We start from the raw sequence: 16,693 nt of genomic DNA, 5'->3' as shown, positions 1-16,693 counted from the left end.
GTCCTATCGACCCTAGTGAAAGGCTGTGGAGCTGATCAAGGGCTCCGGAGGAGGGTTGACCGAACCACGGGGCGTGCTGGCCTGAGCCAGGCTTGCTTCAGAGGCTGCTGCTCAGCAGCATCGGCCCGGTGGGCGAACGGCCGATCGGATCGGTTTCCAGGCTCACGCTCACGCTGGTGGCCAGGCTGGTGGGCATCGGTGGGATCAACATCGCCACATGGCCCTGCTCCGTGGGCACGAAGGCGACGCAGCCAACCAGCTCGCCATCGACCCTGGCCCAAAGCCGATAGAAGTGTCGGGGTGGGGCTGGCGGGAGATTGTTCAACATCAGCACGTTGTGGGTCGGGTTGCCCGTCACCATCACCTCCCCGTTCGTCGGGAGGCCGGCGGTGGTGGTTTGCAGCGGCAGGCGCCTCGGCGCGGTGGCGCTGCTTGGCCAGGCTGAGCGGATCTCACCCTGAGCCTGGCTGCTGAGTTGGTTCTGAAGCTGGGCCAGTTGCCGGTTGGTCTGCTGCTGCACGAGGCCAAGGCCGATCACGGCAACGCCCAGCAGGGCTGTGATCCCCCAGGCGAAGGGCCTGGCCGGGGGGCTGGGTTGCCGTTCCCGCTGCTCCAGCAGCCGGTGGCGGAGGCGCAACGGTGGCGTCGCCGCCGGCAAGGCCAGGGGGAGCAGTTCCAGGGTGGTCTGGAATTCGCCGAGGCGATCGCGCAGCTCAGGCCTGCGAAGCAGCAATGACGAGAGCTGCTCCCGTTCGGCTGCATCCAGGTCACCGAGGGCATGGCCAGCCAGCAGGGCGTCGCTTGAGCTCTCCGGGTTGCTGTCGTGGGGGTTCATGGGGTGCTCCGGAAATCGATCAGCAGCTCCCGCAGGCGGATCAGGCCCTGTCGGGAGCGGGTCTTGACGGTGCCGAGGGGCTGTTGCAACCGCTCGGCGATGGCCGACTGGCTCAGGCCTTCGTAGTAAGCCATCTCCAGCACCTCGCGTTGATTGGTCGGAATCGCAGCGAGAGCCGCTCGAACCCTTTCGGCCAGATCGTCGGCCTCAGCGCTGGCCTGGGGACTGGCCACGGCCCTGGGAAACAACTGCTCCGACCAGCGTTGCACCAGCTGCCAGCGGTTTTTGCGCTGGTTGATCCGGTTGATCGCCATCGAGCGGGTCAACAGCAACAGATAGGCCAGCACCGGTCCACGGGAGGGCTCATAGCGGTCCTGCTGCCAATAACGCAGAAAGACGTCGTGGCAGAGATCTTCCGCCTCCTGGCTGGAGCCGCACAGCATCATGGCCAGGCGATACACCGGACCTGAACAGGCGTCATAGAGGCCGGCCAGATTGTGATGGGGAGGCTGGTGTGCCATCAGCGCCTGATCCAACGCTGCCCGGATCGGCGAATCAGCCATGGATGGTTGGACTCCCATGCAGGCAGTCGCTGCGGCATCGTCAGGAGATGTACCGGCGAAGGACCGGATCGGATCTGTTGGAGCTGTGGCTGACCATGATTCCCGCCAGCAGGAACGCCACCCCCGCCACGGTGGCCATGCCAAGCGGCTCCTCAAGAATCAGGGAGGCGCTGGCGATCGCCACCACGATCGTCAGTGAGCCCCAGATCGACACGGTCGCCACATTGTTCTGGCGGTAGGCCAGTCCCAGGGCCACAGTGCTTCCCAGGGAAAGGGTCAGGCCGTAGATCAGGATCACGCCGACGACCCAGCGCAGGTTGAGCAGGTGGAAATGTCCGGGGCCGAAGAGCACCAGAGCGATGATTCCGAACAGCAGCGCCGAGATCGTTGAGGGGATCCCCACCGTGACCACGGTCGGCCAATGCCGGGTGGCGATGGTTCGGCCAGTCACGGCTGTGGAGCCGAAGGCCAGCACCCCGGTCAGGGCCCAGGCATAACCGCTCAGCTGATCGCCGTGCCCGCCCACCGCCGCCATCGCTCCTCCTGGCACCAACAGCCCAACGGCGATCAGGCTGAGACTGAGCCAAAAGCCCCTCGGCAGGGTTTCAGCCAGGAACTGACGGGCCAGCAGGGCTGAAATGGGCAGAACCAGGGCGAACAGGAGGGTCTGGCTGATCACCGACAGTGATTCGAGGGCGAAGTAATAGGCGATCGGGCCGATAAACAGCCCTAGGCCAGCATCGATGAACAGCAGTTTTCGATCCGCCCGGTTCAGCAGTGCTATCCCTGGCTGGATCGAGGCCCGGCCTGGGATCAGGGAGGCCAGTCCGATCACCAGCTGGGCCACGAAAAACACGTTGCAGAAGCTGATCGGGTTTTCACCGTTCACCGGGTGGGCGGCGCCATAGGTCTGCAGGGCCTTGAGCGCCGTGGCGTCAAGCCCCTTGAGCAGCACGTACAGCCCGAGGGGAAGACCTCGCCGCCAACCTGGATCCCTCAGCACCAATCCGATCGGTGCGCTCATCGGTACAGGGAGAGTCTGAGGACCATGCCGCTTCGGTTCATGGCCTTGGCTTCCCCACTCTGTCTGCATTTGTGATGACGGCTCTCAAGACAACCCTGATCGGCATCCTGGCCCTGGCCCAGCTCGGCGGTTCCGCTGTTCCCGTTCATGCGCAGAGCATGATGAAAGAGGACAAAATGATGGCTCCAGCTGGCGCCATGGTTAAGCACAGCTTCCGCAAGGCCGAGGCGCCCGTCAGCGGCAGCTTCATGGTCAAGAAGGAAGGCGGTAAGCAGATGCTGGTGCTCAGCAGTGACTTCAAGACCAACGACATGGCTCCCGACCTGAAGGTGATCTTCAGCCCGTCGGCCATACCTCTGGCGAGCACGAAGGCCCCTGGCTACCCACTCAAGGCCGGCTCTTACACGATCCTCGCCTCGTTGAAATCCGCCTCGGGTGCCCAGAGCTATGTGATTCCCGCCTCGATCGACCTGAGCAAGCAGGGTTCGGTGCTGATCTGGTGCAAGAAATTCAACGCCACGATGGCCTGGGCCCCCCTGAAGCCCTGAGCCATGCAATCCGTCGACTGGCTTTGGCTGCTTCACCCGGCCCTGGCGGTGGTGCTTGTCTATCCCCTCCTGGGCATGGTGCTGCGGCTGGCGCAGCAGACACGGGACCGCCGCCTCACCCAGGCCAAGCACCCGCCCACGGTGGGCCGTGATCATGCGGATCTCGGCAAGTGGCTGGCGGGTTCGGTGGTGGCGATCGTGCTGCTGGCCGAGGCGGTGGTGATCGCCACCAAGCACCCCATCTCATCCTTTGAGGGGGGAAGCTCGCGGCTGGCGCTGATGGTGATGGTGCTGATCGGATCCGGGGTCGCTCTGGCGGCCCTCTGGCGGGTGAAGCAACCCCCCTATCGGGCCAGCTTTGCCTTGCTCTGCTGGGCGGGGGTGATCGGCCTGGGGCTGCAGCCGGAGGTGTTCCGCCTCAGCGACAACCCCCTCGATCCTGTCTTCTGGCAGTCGCACTTCTGGGGCGGGGTTGGCCTCACGGGCCTGATGCTGTTCTCGGTGGCCTGCCGCCCGGAGATCCATAAGCATCTGCGCTGGAGGCGGTTGCACGTCAGCGCCAATGCCCTGGCGGCCGTGATCTTCCTGGCCCAGGGAATCAGTGGGCCCCGGGATCTGCTCGAGATCCCGCTCAGCTGGCAGAAGCCGGCGGTCTATGCCTGTGATTTCCAGGCCCAGCGCTGTCCAACCCTCGCGCCTTCGCCCGCTCCTTAAGGGTTCATCCCGACCGCCGAATTCATGCCCTTCCGTTCGTCGGCCCATTCGATGACCCGCCGCCATTGGCAGTCCCTTGGTGTTCAGCACAGCCCCTGGCACCGGCTCTGGCGTCAGCCGGTGTCGATGGTGATGCGGATGCCCTGGCCTCTGTTCTTTGTGGCCATGACCGGGCTGTATCTGGCCGAACTGGTGATGTTCACCCTGGCTTTTCAGCTGGATGCCGGCCACCTCAAGGGCATGGGGGCAATGGGCCTGCCAGCCAGCCTGGTCTTCGCTCTGCAGAACCTGTTCAGCGCCAGCTTTCGCGCCGCCGAGTTGACATCGGGCTATGGCCTCGCCGTTGCGGCCCTCGAGCGGCTGGTGGGGCTGCTCACCAACGCGATGGTGACTGGCCTGTTCTTTCTGCGCTTCACTCGGGTGGACGCACCGCTGCGCTTCAGCCGGGCCCTCTGCCTGAGCTCTTGGTCCGGCGGGCACCTCAGCTGCCGCTTCGTCACCCGCGATCCCAGCCACTGGCTGAAGGTGTCCTACGGGATGTTCCTCTTCTGGGATGAGGAGATCGAACCCGGGGTGGTCCAGCGGCGGGTCGAGGCCCTGCCGGTGCTGAACGGCCACACCCCCCAGCTGCACGTCACGGCGGTGATCAGCCACCGACTTTCGCCGGAGAGCCCGTTGCGGCGGCTCGGCCTTGATGGGCTGCAGCTTGCCAACGGGCTCGTCATGGTGCAGGTGGAGGGCACCGATGCGGTGACCGGAGCCCCGCTGCTGCAGGTCAACGCTTACCGCCTCACCGACATCCGCATCGGCGAGGTCTTCGCTGATCTGGTCAGCCTCGATGCCTCCGGGCGCCGCCAGGTGGACCTCGACGCCCTCGATCGCACCCATCCCTACCCATGACCCTGGTGCTGGTGGCCGTGGGCGTGATCGCCCTCGGGCTGGAGCAGGCCTCGCTGGCCCGCTTTGCGTTCGCCGACACGGGTCCGCTCGAGCGGGCTCTGCTGTCGCTGGTTCAGCCCGTAGGTGGTGTTCCGAAACCGCCCAGCACCGGCAGGTTGCTGGCGGTGCTGGGCACCTTGCCTCCCTTCCCCAAGGGGTCGACCTGGCTCCATTCCCCACCGCTGAGCCGCGACCAGCTCTGGGGGAAGGTGGTGCTGATCGACATCTGGACGAACTCCTGCATCAACTGCATACGGACGCTCCCGCATGTACGGGCCTGGGCGCAGAAGTACAAGGATCACGGCCTTGTCGTGATCGGGGTTCACACGCCTGAATTCGCCTTCGAGCGTGATCTCGCCAACGTGAGGGAGGCCTCCAAGCGGCTTGGGGTGAGCTATCCGGTGGTGATCGACAACGACGATGCGATCTGGAAGGCGTTCCACAACAGTTTCTGGCCCGCCTTCTACTTCATCGACGCCCAGGGGCGCCTCCGTGCCACCCATTTCGGTGAAGGCTCCTACGACAGATCGGAGCGGATCATCCAGAGCCTGCTGCGGGAGGCCGGCTCTATCAATGGTCCCGGCGGGTTGATTCAGCCCAAGGGCCTCTGAGGGACAGAGGGTTGACCATGTACAGCCCAGGAAATCCCCTCCCCAAGGCTGAGACACCTCAACCCCCGTGGGAGGAACACAGGGTGGGTCTCGCCACGGGGCTGGCCTCGCGGGAGGGCCGGATTCGATGAGCCTGACACCTCCGACCTGACGCCCATGGAGCCGCCCGACGCCCGTGCCTAGGGTCGAGGCTTCCATTCGGTGCCGTCTCCGTGGGCCTTGCGATCGCCCTGCTCACCATCTCCGATCGTCGTTGCGCCGATCCTGAGCTGGCGGATCCCTCCGGTGATGCCCTGGAGCAGCGCCTGGGCGCGGCGGGCCATCAGCTGTTGGAGCGCCGCCGTGTTCCCGATGATCGCTACCGGGTGCGCGCCGAGCTGAGCCGTTGGATCGCCGATCCCGCCGTGCAGGTGGTGATCAGCTCCGGCGGCACCGGCCTGACCGGCCGCGACGGCACCCCCGAGGCGGTGGCGCCCCTGCTCGACAAGACGATCGAGGGGTTCGGTGAACTGTTCCGGGTGCTTTCGTTCGAGACCATCGGCACCAGCAGCCTGCAGAGCCGCTGCCTCGCCGGTGTGGCCAACGGCACGGTGATCTTCGTGTTGCCCGGTTCCCTCGATGCCGTCACAACGGCCTGGGATCGGCTGATCGGTGCCCAGCTGGAGGCCTCCACCGCCCCCTGCAACCTGGTGCAGCTCCTGCCACGGCTGCGGGAGTCGCCGCACCGGCCGGCCTGATCCGCCATGGAGCTGTCCGCCTGGTGGCTTGCGGCCCTGGCCGCCGTGGCCTTTCTCTATGCCGGCGTCGGCCATGCCGGCGCCTCCGGCTACATCGCCGTGCTGGCGCTGGCGGGATTCACGGCCCCTGAGATCCGCCCCCTGGCGCTGGTGCTCAACGTGCTGGTGGCGGGCCTGGCCAGCTGGCAGTTCATCGGCGCGGGTCACTTCCGCCGCGCCGTGTTCCTGCCCCTGGCGCTGGCTTCGGTGCCGGCTGCCCTGGTGGGGGGGATGGTGGCCCTGCCGGGCCCCCTGCTCCAGAGGCTGATCGGCCTGGTGTTGCTTCTTTCCGCCTGGCGGCTGCTGCGGCCGGCGCCGCCGGAACCGTCCGCTGGGGCGGTGCCGGGGCCGCTGGGTCTCGCTCTCACCGGCGGCCTGCTCGGCCTGCTGGCCGGCCTCACCGGCACGGGCGGCGGCATCTTCCTCACGCCATTGGTGATCCTGCGGGGCTGGCTGGCGCCCCGCCAGGCGGCGGCCCTCTCGGCACCGTTCATCCTGGTCAATTCCCTGGCGGGACTGATGGGGTTGTTGATCGCCAAAGGGCCCGCCGCGCTGCCTGCGCCTGCCCTGGTGGGGCCGATGGCCCTGGCGGTGGCCCTTGCTGGGGCCCTGGGGGCCTACGGCGGCAGCCGGCGCTTCAGCCCCCTCTTGATCCGTCGTCTGCTGGCGCTGGTGCTGGTGTTGGCCAGCGGCAAGCTGCTGGGCCTGGTGGGGTGAATGGGGCGAACGGGGCGGGGCCCGGCTTCAGAGCCCGGCGAACCACTCGTAGCCCTGGTCTTCCCAGGTGCCGCGCCGCTCCCCCAGCTGCGCCGTCACCCGCAGGCCGGTGACCCATTTGCTCTGCTTGTAGCCCAGCTTGATCGGCGCGGTCAGGCGCACCGGTGCGCCGTTCGCTGCCGGCAAGGGCGCCCCGTTCATGTGGGTGGCGAGGAGGGTCTGGGGGTGCAGGGCCGAGGCCAGATCCCAGCTCTCGAAGTAGCTGTCGGCGGAGTCAATCAGTAGGTAGCCGCCCAGGGGCGAAAGCTGCGCCAGCCGCAGCACATCCGCCAGCCGCACCCCCGACCAGGCCACCACCGCCGCCCAGCCCTCCACGCAGACATGGCGCATGACGCAGGTGTGCTGGGGCAGGGCGGCGAGGGTCCCAAGATCGAGGCTCAGGGGACGGCCCACCAGCCCCTTCACCTGGAGGCGGTAGCGCTCTGGATCGAGGCGAGGCACACCGTTGAAGCTGTTCACCAGCAGCGCGGCGGGCTCCACCTGATCGGGCCTGAATTCGGGCACCTTCCCCTGGCCCTGGAGCAGGGCTTCGAGGCGTTCGTTGAGTGGCTGGCTGGCGTCGCCCACCGCTGCGCTGACGCCATTCAGGGCGCAGCCCCCCAGCAGGAGAGACGAGCTGCCCCCAAGCCCCAGGCCCAGCAACTGGCGCCGGTTCAAAGGGCCATGGCCCGCAGCAGCCGCAGGCCACCGACACGCCAGCTCAGAACGATGTGCGCCACCACCAGCAGGACCATGGCTGGAATCGTGGCCAGATGGCTCACCCGCAGCGCCTGCCAGCTGTTCACCCCGAGCGGTTCAGCGAAGGCGAACAGGCTCGTGAGCCACCAGAACTGGGCCGGTTTGTACATCGCCAGACCACTGATCAGGCTGAAGGCCAGCACGATCAGCATCAGGGTGTAGACGAGGCGGTGGGCCGAGAGCCTTCGCCGGGGGGCACTGGCGCTGGTCTTCAAGGCGGTGAGATCACCGAGTTCCCCCAGGCGCCGGCGGCGCCGCTGGATCAGCAGGGCCAGCCAGAGGCCCAGGTTGAGGGCATAGAGGCCCATGAAGCCGAAGTGCCAGTCGCGGCCCCCCGCCAGCCAGCCGCCGAGGGTCAACAGCTCCGGCACCGTGGCGCCTCCGCGGCCCCCGAAGACGGGGTTGGCGTTGTAGATCTGCAGGCCGCTGGCGGCCATCACGATCAGCACCAGCAGGTTGAGACCGTGGGAGGCCCGGGTCCAGAGCGGGTGGTGGGGCTGGCGGGCGGAGGTGTGGCCCATCTCAGAGCGCCATCGTTGGGTACAGGGCCCGCAGCCGCGCCAGTTTCGGTTGGTCGTGGAACACGATGTAAGGGTGGAGCGGGTTCCGTGCCATGAAGTTCTGGTGGTAGTCCTCGGCGGGGTAAAACTCCTGCAGCGGCACCACCTGGGTGACGATCGGCTGCGGGAAGCGGCGAGCGCGACTCAGCTGGCTGATCGTTTCCTTGGCCGTGCGTCGTTGCTCCGGGTTGGCGGTGAAGATCGCCGAGCGGTACTGGGGGCCCTGGTCGGGACCCTGGCGGTTGAGCTGGGTCGGGTCGTGGGCGACCTTGAAATAGATCGTCAGCAACTGACCGTAGGAAACCCGCCGGGGATCGAAGCGGATCCGGACCGCCTCGGCATGGCCGCTGCGGCCGCTGCTGACCGTGTCGTAGCTGGCCTCCGAGCGGCTGCCTCCGGCGTAGCCGGAGACCACCTCGCGCACGCCCTTGACGTGCTCGAACACGCCCTCCACTCCCCAGAAGCAGCCCCCCGCCAGCACGGCGGTCTGCAGGGTTGCCGGCGGCGTCGCCGACCGGGTCGCCGCTGGCTCTGCGGTGGCCTGGGCCGGTGCCAGCAGCAGCAGGCCGAGGGCCAACAGCGGAGAGAGGTGGCGCGAACGCATGACAGGTTCGTGGGTGATGCAGGGAATACCCGTGAACGTCCCGATCGGATGGGGAATCCTTGGCCGGTGATCGCCCGCACCGCGCCGGGTTACGGCTCGATTGCCACGATCGATGAAACGAAGCGGGAATTCAGCGAGCAGGGCCCGCTGTTCAGCGTGCCGTTCACGGCTCGCAGCTACTCCCAACACGGCGAAGTCGTGTACAAAGAGGCGAAGATTTACGGGGTAAGCCCCATCGCGACACGATCCTGATGAACCCCGCCGATCTGAAGCGCTCGGGTCTGCGGGGCCCGGCGGTGCCAGACCATGTCGGCTGAACGGCAGCGGCTGGCTGCCGACGATCTCCATGAAGCCCGCTGGCGCCGCTGGGGCCCTTACCTCAGCGATCGCCAGTGGGGAACGGTGCGGGAGGACTACAGCGCCGATGGCGAGGCCTGGAACCATTTCCCGTTCGATCAGGCCCGCTCGCGGGCCTACCGCTGGGGGGAGGACGGCCTGCTGGGCCTATGCGATAACCACCAGCGGCTCTGTTTCTCTTTCGCCCTCTGGAATGGCCTGGACCCCTTCCTCAAGGAGAGACTCTTCGGTCTGACCGGCCCCCAAGGCAACCATGGAGAAGACGTAAAGGAAGTCTATTTCTATCGCGACAGTACCCCCAGCCACAGCTATATGAAGGGGTTGTACCGCTACCCCAATGGCTGCTTTCCCTATGAGGAGCTGATCGCGGAGAACGGCCGCCGGGGCCGCGACGCCCCCGAATATGAGCTGTTGGACACAGGTATCTTCGCCGGCGATCGCTTCTGCGACGTGCAGGTGGAATACGCCAAGCAGTCCCCGGACGACATCCTCATGCGCCTCAGCGTCACCAACCGCGGCCCCGATCCCCACACCCTTCATCTGCTGCCCACCCTCTGGTTTCGCAACACCTGGAGTTGGGGAGGCGACGAACCCCGGCCCTCAATTAAGCCTGACGCGCCATTTGCCGCCGCCTCCGCTCCTGATGCCGCACCCTGGCTCAGCCTGCTCGCGAGTCACCCCTCCATGGGGGAGTTCTGGCTCCATGCCGAAGCGTTCGACGCTGCCCCCGATGGGTCCATGGGTGCACAGCCCGAGCTGCTGGTCACCGACAACGAGACCAACGCCAGACGACTGTTCGGCGCTGAGAACCCCAGCCCCTTTGTGAAGGACGGCATCAACAAGTGTGTGGTGGAGGGCGACCGTGGGGCGGTGAATCCGACAGGAATCGGGACCAAAGCGTCCCTGCATTACGTCTTGCCCCTGGCAGCGGGGGAAACCCGGGTGCTGAAGTTGCGGCTGGTGAATCGCCCGCTCCCTGGCGATCCTCTCGGCGACGAATTCGATGGGGTCTTCCTGGCACGCCTGCAGGAGGCTGATGCTTTCTACGCCGATCTGCTCCCACCCTCTTTGCCGCCCCCCCTGCGCGACCTGCAGCGCCAGGCCTTTGCCGGGCTGCTCTGGAGCAAGCAGACCTACCTCTACGTGATCCGCGACTGGCTCGAGGGGGATCCGGCCACGCCGCCACCACCGGGGCACCGGCTCGGCCGCAACCGCCAGTGGCAGCACTTCCACGCGGATGACGTTCTGTCCATGCCCGACAAATGGGAGTACCCCTGGTTCGCCGCCTGGGATCTGGCTTTCCACTGCGTGCCCATCGCCCTGGTGGATCCCGGCTTCGCCAAGTACCAGCTCGATCTGCTGACGCGCGAGTGGTACATGCATCCCAACGGTCAGCTGCCCGCCTACGAATGGGCCTTCGACGATGTCAACCCGCCTGTCCACGCCTGGGCCACGTGGCAGGTCTACAGCAGGGAGAAAAAGGCCACCGGCACAGGCGATCGACCTTTTCTCGAGCGGGTGTTCCAGAAGCTCCTGCTCAATTTCACCTGGTGGGTGAACCGTAAGGATGCTGAGGGCAACAACATCTTCCAGGGCGGCTTCCTCGGGCTCGACAACATCGGTGTGTTCGATCGCAGCGCGCCGCTACCCACCGGCGGCTTCATCGAGCAGGCCGATGGCACCAGCTGGATGGGCATGTTCTGTCTCAACATGCTCACCATTTCTCTCGAGCTGGCGCTCGAGAATCCCGTCTACGAAGACATGGCGACGAAGTTCTTCGAGCATTTTCTCTACATCGCCGCGGCGATGAATCACATCGGCACTGGTGGCCACCGGCTCTGGGACGATGGGGACGGCTTCTTTTATGACGTGCTGCAACTGCCGGATGGCAGCAGCCTGCCACTGAAGATTCGCTCGATGGTGGGGCTGATTCCCCTCTTTGCCACAGCGATCCTGGAGCCCGATGTCATTGATCGACTCCCGAATTTCAAGGAGCGGCTGGAGTGGTTCATCCGTCACCGCCCTGATCTCAAGGTCAACGTGGCCTGCATGGAGACCCAGGGGCAGAAGGCCCGCCGCCTCCTCGCCCTCACCTACCTCAGCCCCCACCGCTTCGTGGCGCAGGATCGCTTCCGCCGCATCCTGGATCGCCTCTTCGATCCCGCCGAATTCCTCGGCGACCACGGCATCCGCTCCCTCTCCCGCCACCACGCCGAGCATCCCTACGTCTTTTCGTTCGAAGGCCGCGTGCACCAGGTCGGATACGAGCCGGCGGAGTCGCGTTCCGGCCTGTTCGGGGGCAATTCCAACTGGCGTGGCCCGGTGTGGTTTCCGGTCAACCTCCTGCTGATCGAGGCCCTGCACCAATTCCATCGCTACGCCGGTGACGGCTTCCAGGTGGAATGCCCCACCGGTTCCGGCCGCTGGATGAGCCTTCAGCAGGCTGCCGACCTGATCACCGACCGGTTGATCTCCCTTTTTCTGCCCGACGCTGCCGGTGCTGTGCCGGCCTACGGCGGCTCCGCCGCTTTCCTCACCGATGCCGGCGGACAGGCCTTGCATTTGTTCCACGAGTATTTCCATGGCGACAGCGGCAACGGTCTGGGGGCGAGCCACCAGACGGGCTGGACCGGCCTGGTCGCTCTGCTGATCCAGGAGCGGGCCGGCCGGCTTGCTCAGCCCCCCAGTTAGGCCGCCTGCACCTGGGGAGGAGAGAGTTCGTCTGGCCATGTCGTGGGCCTGGATGAGCCCTGCCGCACTCACCAGAAGCAGGCTGAACGAATCGCCCCACTTCGGACCGGCCTGACGTGATCGTCACGAGCAAGGGTGCCAGGTGCGCATTCTCTGGGCATGGGCTGCTGTTCACCAGGCCCATGGGCCCCGCCCTCTGGCCAGCGGTCCATCAGAGGGGGTCAGTGCCGGTGTGATCCGTTGCTGGAGTCTGGGAATCATTCCGCAGACTCCGCTGACCCCTGAGCAGACGGCAGGCCAGCAGAAATCCGCCGCAGGCGACAAGTGAAAGCGTGAGCACCTCTCCCCGCCCGGGGATCAGCAGCACGTAGCCCTTTCCCTTGGTCAGCGCAGCAAAGCTCGATACGCAGAACGGCATCAGGAACAGCCGCAGCGTCGTCCAGTGATCGCTTGGCGCGGGAACAGCGCGGGAGACGCTGAGCATCAGGCCCACACCGATGATCACGCTGAGACCCAGTGAGTTGAGCCACAGCAGAGGGTCGGGCTCGAACAGCGCGATGGCACTGACCAGATACCAGATCAGGTAGCACCAGAGCACCTGTTTCCCTGGGCGCAGGTTGGCGAAGTAGCGCAGCAGGGTCATCCCCTGTCCCGTGGCTAATTGCCCTCATTTTGAGGTCTGACGCTCCAAACCCCTGTTACGGTCTCTGCAGGCCACCTCCTGGCAGCGGCTGGCCCTTGGGGGTGCCGTGACCATCAGCTCTGGGGCAAGGCGGTGATTGTCGATAATTGGACCTATTCGTGCATCAACTGCGTGCGCACCTTTCCCCACTTACGGGCCTGGGCTAAGAAGTACATGGACCACGCCAATGTGCACTAGGCCAGCCACAAGCTGGGGGTGACCTTCCCGGTGGTGATCGACAACGACTTCGCGATCTGGAAAGCTTTCAACAACACCTACTGGCCGGCGATTACTTCATCGACCATCTGGGCCGCATCCGCGCCAGCCACTTCGGAGAAGGTTCCTATGCCAAGTCTGAACAGACGATTCAGCAGCAGCTGCATGAAGCGGGCCATCGCAATATGCCCAACGGTCGGATCAGGCCCTGAAGCCATGTGAGTATATTCCCGTTGCTCCCCGAGATCCCCCGGTCGCTCACCCTGCGGCACCGACTCAGCCCCGGAATTCAGCGGAGCCCTGGCGGAACCTCTGGCGCCAGCAGGTTTCGATGGCGTTGCGGATGCCGTGGCTGGTTGTCAACCGGATGCGGCAGCGGTGGCGGCGCGGGGATCGCGTTCGAAGCAGGTGATGACCAGGGCTCCTTCGAGCAGGAGATGGAGCTGCCTGGCCAGCCGGCCAGGATCTGCGATCCCGAGTTCCTGGCATTGCTGCTCCAGCAGCGTGCGGCAAGCGGCCTTGAATGTCTCGGCGGCCTGGCGTTCCCAAGTCAAGCTCCCATAGCCCAATGGACACTGCCAGAGAGAAACCAATGAAGCTGTTTGCCGTTGTTGTGGCTACACAGTCAAGCTACTATGAATACAAGAAGGCTCATCCTGAGCATGACCAGAAGCAGCTGTCCTGGTTCAAAGAGCAAGAGGAGAATGGAACACTCCTCTGCTGCGGACCCTTTTATCCTCATGATGGCACCGGGCTTTGGATCATACAGGCGGAAGATCTTGAAGCTGCCAGAATGATTGTTGCATCCAGTCCCAGAGCCAAAGACGGAATGCTGTCTGATCAAGCGCGAGTTGTGGAGTGGGAAGCGCTTATTGGACTCAGCCGCTTCCAGTAAGCTGTCCTCTCATTTCAATACGTTCTTATGGCGACTGCTTCAGCCCTGAGTGATGGGCTAGAAGATCGCACTTATCAGGTGGCTCTGAATGAATAAACTTCTGCATACCGTTGGGGCCATAGTTGTGGTGCCTTACGTTCTGCTGGCGACATTCTTTCTTTACGTCGGTGAGCTTGCACGGGCAAGAGGCCTCGGTGCCCTTATTGAGATCGCCTGGAATAGTCTTGATTGGTTGGCTTGGGGTATCTACGTAGCTCCTACGCTTTGGATTTGCCTGGTCGCGACAGGTTTCGTTCCAAGCCTGCAGAGAGCAAGTGCCCTTTGCCTATGCCTTATTGCTGCTGCCAGCTTCATTGTGGTCGTCACGCTGTCCTCAAATCAAGTTGGTATTGGCGAGCTCATCGTCCTTCTTCCATGCATCGGCGCTGCTGTGACCAGCGCCTGGGTATTCGTTCGGATTGGTCGCAAGATGAAGTAGATCTTCAATCAATCATGCTTCGCAGCAAAACTCAAGTATGGCTGCGTGCCGGATCGCAGGTGTGGAACTGATTGGTCCTCACGATCCACGCAGGTTGCTTGTCCGCTGGTAGTTGAAACATATGTACAGAGGTACAACGATGATCCCTGGTGAGTTGATGGTCGGTGCTGGTATCTACGTGATTGTCAAGAAGCTTCTGATCGTGGCCTGGAAGCTCCTTGGCTTTGGAGCATGTTCTGTGCCAATGCCTGGCGGTCCTGTTTGGCTCAGCCGCGCCGCTGCTCTGCGGGCCGTTCTTCCGGAATGATTGCCCCAGCCACGGGACAGACCTGCAGGCAGATGCCGCAGTCGATGCAGGTGTCGAAATCGATCCAATAAAAGGAGGTTCCCTTCTTGTTGGCTCCCTGGCCGGGGTGAATGCAGGCCACCGGACAGGCATCGACGCAATCGGCCACGCCTTCACAGATGTCGGTGACGATGCTGTGGGCCATGGCTGAGGAGTGCTGCGAGCCACGATCTTAGAAATCAACCCCCCGGCGACGGCATGGCTGATGGTGGCTTCAGTCGAGCCATTCCAGAGCTGAGCAACCACGGCGCTGGGCAGCCGCCTCGGCCTCGTCCCGGCCTGGGCAGGCATCGGGGAGCAGTTCGGCGTTCTGGCCCTGCCGGTGCCTGCAGGCGAGGGCCTCCAGGGCGGCGGCCAGGCTTGAACGCCGGCTGTAGGCCACCAGCACCGGCCGGCTGGCCTGGTCGCGGGCGCCTGGCCTGTACAGCAGGTCGCGGATGTCCTCGATCGAGAAGCCGAAACCCACCCCGGCCGCTTCGCTGGCCTCGGCCCCGAAGCGGCCCACCAGGGCGTCGTAGCGACCGCCGCTGGCGATCTCCACCGGCGCCTCTGCCCCCATGCAGACCAGTTTGAGCACAATGCCGTCATAGAGATCGAAATGGGGCTGGAAGCTGGGATCCAGCTGCAGGCCGATGCCCAGCCGTGAGGCCGTGGGCGCCACGATCTCCAGGGAGCCCGCCAGCTCATCGATCAGCGGGCTCTCGCCCAGATGGCGGCGCAGCTGGCCGAGCACCACCGTCGGTTCACCGCGCAGGCGCATCAGCTGCTGGAGCCGATTGATCTGGGCCTGGGGCAGGGGCAGGCGGGCGATCGCCAGGGGATCGAAGTTGGAGAGGGCCTGGCGCGCGCTGGAGCGATGGTCGTCGGGCAGGTCTTCGAGCAGGGCGGAGAGCACGCCGTGGTGGCCCACCAGCAGCCGGGGCTGATGGCTGGCCTGAAGGCCAAGGGTCTCGCTGCAGGCCAGCAGCAGGGCCATCAGCTCGGCGTCCGCTGCCGCGGAGCGCACCCCCAGCAACTCGACCCCGCTCTGGAGCTGCTCACTCAGGCGCTGCCCGCCGCCGTCGCCGGTGAAGGTGCGAAAGGTGCTGCCTTCGGCCCACAGCCTCAGCGGACGGGGGCGATCGGCCAGGCGGGTGCAGGCGGCCCGGGCGATCGAGGCCGTCAGCTCGGGCCTCAGCCCCAGCGGTTCCTCGGCGGTGAGGCGTGCCACCTCCCGCTCGGAAATGCCGCCACCGGCTTCGAGGGTGTCGATCCGCTCCACCATCGGTGGAGCCACCTCCTGGTAGCCCCAGAGCCGATACACCGCCGCCAGCTGCTGGCAGAGCTGGCGGTTGCGGTCCACCTGGCGGGGGTGGAGATCCCTGGCGCCGGCGGCGGGTTGCAGGGCCATGGGGGCGGAGGGGCAGGGAACGGGAGAGGCTGGATCCTATGGAGCGGCGGGGGCTAGGGATTGAGTTCCGGAGCCCCGAACAGGTGGCCGGGCAGGGGGTGGCAGTGGCCGAGGCCCTCGATCAGCGCCGCCTGCAGGCCAGGTGTGCAGGCGATCAGCCGGCCCTCGCCCAGGGAGGCGGGACCGCCGTCGTAGCGGCTGACCACACCGCCGGCCTGCTCCACGAGCACCACTCCCGCGGCCAGGTCCCAGGGGGAGAGGCCACGCTCCCAGTAGCCATCGAGCCGGCCGGCGGCCACAAAGGCCAGATCCAACGCCGCCGCCCCGCCGCGGCGTACCCCGCGGGTGCGATGGGTGAACCAGCAGAACTCGGTGTAATTGGTGTCCGGCTGGCTCTGGCGGTCGTAGGCGAAGCCTGTCACCAGGAGAGAGGCGGCGAGGTCGCTGCAGCCGCTCACCTGCAGCGGACGGTCGTTGCACCAGGCACCCAGCCCGGGGGCGGCCCAGTAGAGCTCCTCGAGGACCGGCACGCTGATGGCCCCCAGTAACGGAGCGCCCCTCCAGGTGAGTCCGATCGAGGTGGCGAAGAAGGGATAGCCGTGGGCGTAGTTGGTGGTGCCATCGAGGGGATCCACGCACCACTCCAGATCCGATCCGGTGCTGCGGCGTCCGCTTTCCTCCGCCAGCACCCCCAGCTGCGGTGTGCGGGCTTCGAGCACGGCCAGCACCGCCTGCTCTGCCGCCACATCGGCCTCGGTGACCAGATCGCCGGCACGACCCTTTTCGCGGATCGATTCCAGCTGGCCGAAATGGTGGGCCAGCACCCGGGCACCGGCTGAGGCAGCCTCCCGGGCCACCGCAGCCAGCTGCTCGAGCTCGGAGCGCTCGAGGGCTGAATCGAGCAGGGCCTGCCCAGAAAGGCTTTGCACGGGCTGGGGAGAGGTCGGTG

Annotated in this window: 21 protein-coding genes; 10 read left to right on the top strand and 11 right to left on the bottom strand. The window is 65.6% G+C overall.

Features of this window, described 5'->3' with window-relative positions; all coding sequences use genetic code 11:
* Positions 1–97: 97 nt before the first annotated feature.
* From CJZ82_RS01290 to CJZ82_RS01280, 3 genes are all read right to left on the bottom strand, one after another.
* Positions 98–835, bottom strand: coding sequence for an anti-sigma factor (locus tag CJZ82_RS01290; protein ID WP_094553965.1), 738 nt, complete (start codon positions 833–835; stop codon positions 98–100).
* On the bottom strand, positions 832–1,356 hold the full coding sequence (locus CJZ82_RS01285) for a sigma-70 family RNA polymerase sigma factor (RefSeq protein ID WP_233129954.1): 525 nt from the start codon (positions 1,354–1,356) through the stop codon (positions 832–834). The genes CJZ82_RS01290 and CJZ82_RS01285 overlap by 4 nt, the downstream gene beginning before the upstream one ends.
* Before the next feature lie 82 nt (positions 1,357–1,438).
* A complete protein-coding gene (locus CJZ82_RS01280) occupies positions 1,439–2,422 on the bottom strand; it encodes a DMT family transporter (protein WP_158218463.1) in 984 nt (327 codons plus the stop codon).
* A 74-nt stretch (positions 2,423–2,496) separates the two neighbouring features.
* Between CJZ82_RS01280 and CJZ82_RS01275 the strand changes: the two genes are divergently transcribed.
* The 6 genes from CJZ82_RS01275 (at position 2,497) to CJZ82_RS01250 (ending at position 6,727) form a co-directional block, all read left to right on the top strand.
* The gene (locus CJZ82_RS01275; protein WP_233129953.1) at positions 2,497–2,970 is read left to right on the top strand and encodes a DM13 domain-containing protein; all 474 of its coding nucleotides are present in this window, start codon (positions 2,497–2,499) and stop codon (positions 2,968–2,970) included.
* 3 nt (positions 2,971–2,973) lie between these two features.
* Positions 2,974–3,684 (top strand): DUF4079 domain-containing protein, encoded by a 711-nt coding sequence (locus CJZ82_RS01270; protein WP_094553962.1) that lies wholly within the window; start codon positions 2,974–2,976, stop codon positions 3,682–3,684.
* A 51-nt stretch (positions 3,685–3,735) separates the two neighbouring features.
* On the top strand, positions 3,736–4,584 hold the full coding sequence (locus CJZ82_RS01265) for a hypothetical protein (RefSeq protein ID WP_094553961.1): 849 nt from the start codon (positions 3,736–3,738) through the stop codon (positions 4,582–4,584).
* Positions 4,581–5,234, top strand: a complete 654-nt coding sequence (locus tag CJZ82_RS01260; protein WP_094553960.1) for a thioredoxin family protein — start codon at positions 4,581–4,583, stop codon at positions 5,232–5,234. Before CJZ82_RS01265 ends, CJZ82_RS01260 begins: the two co-directional genes overlap by 4 nt.
* Before the next feature lie 212 nt (positions 5,235–5,446).
* Positions 5,447–5,971: a molybdenum cofactor biosynthesis protein B gene (moaB, locus tag CJZ82_RS01255; protein WP_094553959.1), complete on the top strand. Its 525-nt coding sequence runs from the start codon at positions 5,447–5,449 to the stop codon at positions 5,969–5,971.
* Between the two features lie 6 nt (positions 5,972–5,977).
* Positions 5,978–6,727: a sulfite exporter TauE/SafE family protein gene (locus tag CJZ82_RS01250; protein ID WP_094553958.1), complete on the top strand. Its 750-nt coding sequence runs from the start codon at positions 5,978–5,980 to the stop codon at positions 6,725–6,727.
* A 27-nt stretch (positions 6,728–6,754) separates the two neighbouring features.
* Here the strand turns inward: CJZ82_RS01250 and CJZ82_RS01245 are convergent, their stop codons facing one another.
* The 3 genes from CJZ82_RS01245 to msrA are packed head-to-tail and all read right to left on the bottom strand — an operon-like array spanning position 6,755 to position 8,689.
* The gene (locus CJZ82_RS01245) at positions 6,755–7,444 is read right to left on the bottom strand and encodes a molybdopterin-dependent oxidoreductase (RefSeq protein WP_094553957.1); all 690 of its coding nucleotides are present in this window, start codon (positions 7,442–7,444) and stop codon (positions 6,755–6,757) included.
* Positions 7,441–8,046: a cytochrome b/b6 domain-containing protein gene (locus CJZ82_RS01240; RefSeq protein ID WP_094553956.1), complete on the bottom strand. Its 606-nt coding sequence runs from the start codon at positions 8,044–8,046 to the stop codon at positions 7,441–7,443. The genes CJZ82_RS01245 and CJZ82_RS01240 overlap by 4 nt, the downstream gene beginning before the upstream one ends.
* Position 8,047: 1 nt before the next feature.
* Complete coding sequence (gene msrA, locus CJZ82_RS01235) at positions 8,048–8,689, bottom strand: peptide-methionine (S)-S-oxide reductase MsrA (RefSeq protein WP_094553955.1); 642 nt, start codon at positions 8,687–8,689, stop codon at positions 8,048–8,050.
* Positions 8,690–8,755: 66 nt separating this feature from the next.
* Here msrA and CJZ82_RS01230 point away from each other — a divergent pair, with 66 nt between their 5' ends.
* Both CJZ82_RS01230 and CJZ82_RS01225 read left to right on the top strand, forming a co-directional pair.
* A complete protein-coding gene (locus tag CJZ82_RS01230; protein WP_143593496.1) occupies positions 8,756–8,941 on the top strand; it encodes a hypothetical protein in 186 nt (61 codons plus the stop codon).
* A gap of 54 nt (positions 8,942–8,995) precedes the next feature.
* Positions 8,996–11,737: a glucosidase gene (locus CJZ82_RS01225; RefSeq protein ID WP_094553953.1), complete on the top strand. Its 2,742-nt coding sequence runs from the start codon at positions 8,996–8,998 to the stop codon at positions 11,735–11,737.
* A gap of 211 nt (positions 11,738–11,948) precedes the next feature.
* On the opposite strand, the gene CJZ82_RS01220 is transcribed toward CJZ82_RS01225, so the two are convergent.
* Together CJZ82_RS01220 and CJZ82_RS01215 are read right to left on the bottom strand one after the other, a co-directional pair.
* Entirely contained in the window at positions 11,949–12,380 is a 432-nt protein-coding gene (locus CJZ82_RS01220) for a hypothetical protein (protein ID WP_094553952.1), read from the bottom strand.
* A 614-nt stretch (positions 12,381–12,994) separates the two neighbouring features.
* Positions 12,995–13,189 carry a hypothetical protein gene (locus CJZ82_RS01215; RefSeq protein WP_143593494.1) on the bottom strand — a complete coding sequence of 65 codons (195 nt, stop codon included), beginning with the start codon at positions 13,187–13,189 and terminating at the stop codon, positions 12,995–12,997.
* Positions 13,190–13,227: 38 nt separating this feature from the next.
* Here CJZ82_RS01215 and CJZ82_RS01210 point away from each other — a divergent pair, with 38 nt between their 5' ends.
* Both CJZ82_RS01210 and CJZ82_RS01205 read left to right on the top strand, forming a co-directional pair.
* Entirely contained in the window at positions 13,228–13,530 is a 303-nt protein-coding gene (locus tag CJZ82_RS01210) for a YciI family protein (protein WP_094554131.1), read from the top strand.
* An 88-nt stretch (positions 13,531–13,618) separates the two neighbouring features.
* Positions 13,619–14,008, top strand: a complete 390-nt coding sequence (locus CJZ82_RS01205) for a hypothetical protein (protein WP_094553950.1) — start codon at positions 13,619–13,621, stop codon at positions 14,006–14,008.
* Positions 14,009–14,274: 266 nt separating this feature from the next.
* On the opposite strand, the gene CJZ82_RS01200 is transcribed toward CJZ82_RS01205, so the two are convergent.
* From CJZ82_RS01200 to CJZ82_RS01190, 3 genes are all read right to left on the bottom strand, one after another.
* Entirely contained in the window at positions 14,275–14,499 is a 225-nt protein-coding gene (locus CJZ82_RS01200) for a ferredoxin family protein (RefSeq protein WP_094553949.1), read from the bottom strand.
* A 69-nt stretch (positions 14,500–14,568) separates the two neighbouring features.
* Positions 14,569–15,744, bottom strand: coding sequence for an ATP phosphoribosyltransferase regulatory subunit (locus tag CJZ82_RS01195; protein WP_094553948.1), 1,176 nt, complete (start codon positions 15,742–15,744; stop codon positions 14,569–14,571).
* A gap of 53 nt (positions 15,745–15,797) precedes the next feature.
* On the bottom strand, positions 15,798–16,673 hold the full coding sequence (locus CJZ82_RS01190) for an inositol monophosphatase family protein (protein ID WP_198949599.1): 876 nt from the start codon (positions 16,671–16,673) through the stop codon (positions 15,798–15,800).
* Between the last annotated feature and the right edge of the window lie 20 nt (positions 16,674–16,693).

The sequence above is a fragment of the Synechococcus sp. 1G10 genome, from assembly GCF_002252625.1.
Classification (GTDB): domain Bacteria; phylum Cyanobacteriota; class Cyanobacteriia; order PCC-6307; family Cyanobiaceae; genus Regnicoccus_A.
Note: the sequence above shows the minus strand (reverse complement) of the source record. Positions and strands in the feature narration are given on the sequence as shown.

Coding starts and splice junctions, on each gene's coding strand:
- CJZ82_RS01290 (WP_094553965.1), bottom strand. CDS start 835: ATGAACCCCCACGACAGCAACCCGGAGAGCTCAAGCGACGCCCTGCTG.
- CJZ82_RS01285 (WP_233129954.1), bottom strand. CDS start 1,356: ATGGCACACCAGCCTCCCCATCACAATCTGGCCGGCCTCTATGACGCC.
- CJZ82_RS01280 (WP_158218463.1), bottom strand. CDS start 2,422: ATGAGCGCACCGATCGGATTGGTGCTGAGGGATCCAGGTTGGCGGCGA.
- CJZ82_RS01275 (WP_233129953.1), top strand. CDS start 2,497: ATGACGGCTCTCAAGACAACCCTGATCGGCATCCTGGCCCTGGCCCAG.
- CJZ82_RS01270 (WP_094553962.1), top strand. CDS start 2,974: ATGCAATCCGTCGACTGGCTTTGGCTGCTTCACCCGGCCCTGGCGGTG.
- CJZ82_RS01265 (WP_094553961.1), top strand. CDS start 3,736: ATGACCCGCCGCCATTGGCAGTCCCTTGGTGTTCAGCACAGCCCCTGG.
- CJZ82_RS01260 (WP_094553960.1), top strand. CDS start 4,581: ATGACCCTGGTGCTGGTGGCCGTGGGCGTGATCGCCCTCGGGCTGGAG.
- CJZ82_RS01250 (WP_094553958.1), top strand. CDS start 5,978: ATGGAGCTGTCCGCCTGGTGGCTTGCGGCCCTGGCCGCCGTGGCCTTT.
- CJZ82_RS01240 (WP_094553956.1), bottom strand. CDS start 8,046: ATGGGCCACACCTCCGCCCGCCAGCCCCACCACCCGCTCTGGACCCGG.
- msrA (WP_094553955.1), bottom strand. CDS start 8,689: ATGCGTTCGCGCCACCTCTCTCCGCTGTTGGCCCTCGGCCTGCTGCTG.
- CJZ82_RS01225 (WP_094553953.1), top strand. CDS start 8,996: ATGTCGGCTGAACGGCAGCGGCTGGCTGCCGACGATCTCCATGAAGCC.
- CJZ82_RS01220 (WP_094553952.1), bottom strand. CDS start 12,380: ATGACCCTGCTGCGCTACTTCGCCAACCTGCGCCCAGGGAAACAGGTG.
- CJZ82_RS01210 (WP_094554131.1), top strand. CDS start 13,228: ATGAAGCTGTTTGCCGTTGTTGTGGCTACACAGTCAAGCTACTATGAA.
- CJZ82_RS01205 (WP_094553950.1), top strand. CDS start 13,619: ATGAATAAACTTCTGCATACCGTTGGGGCCATAGTTGTGGTGCCTTAC.
- CJZ82_RS01200 (WP_094553949.1), bottom strand. CDS start 14,499: ATGGCCCACAGCATCGTCACCGACATCTGTGAAGGCGTGGCCGATTGC.
- CJZ82_RS01195 (WP_094553948.1), bottom strand. CDS start 15,744: ATGGCCCTGCAACCCGCCGCCGGCGCCAGGGATCTCCACCCCCGCCAG.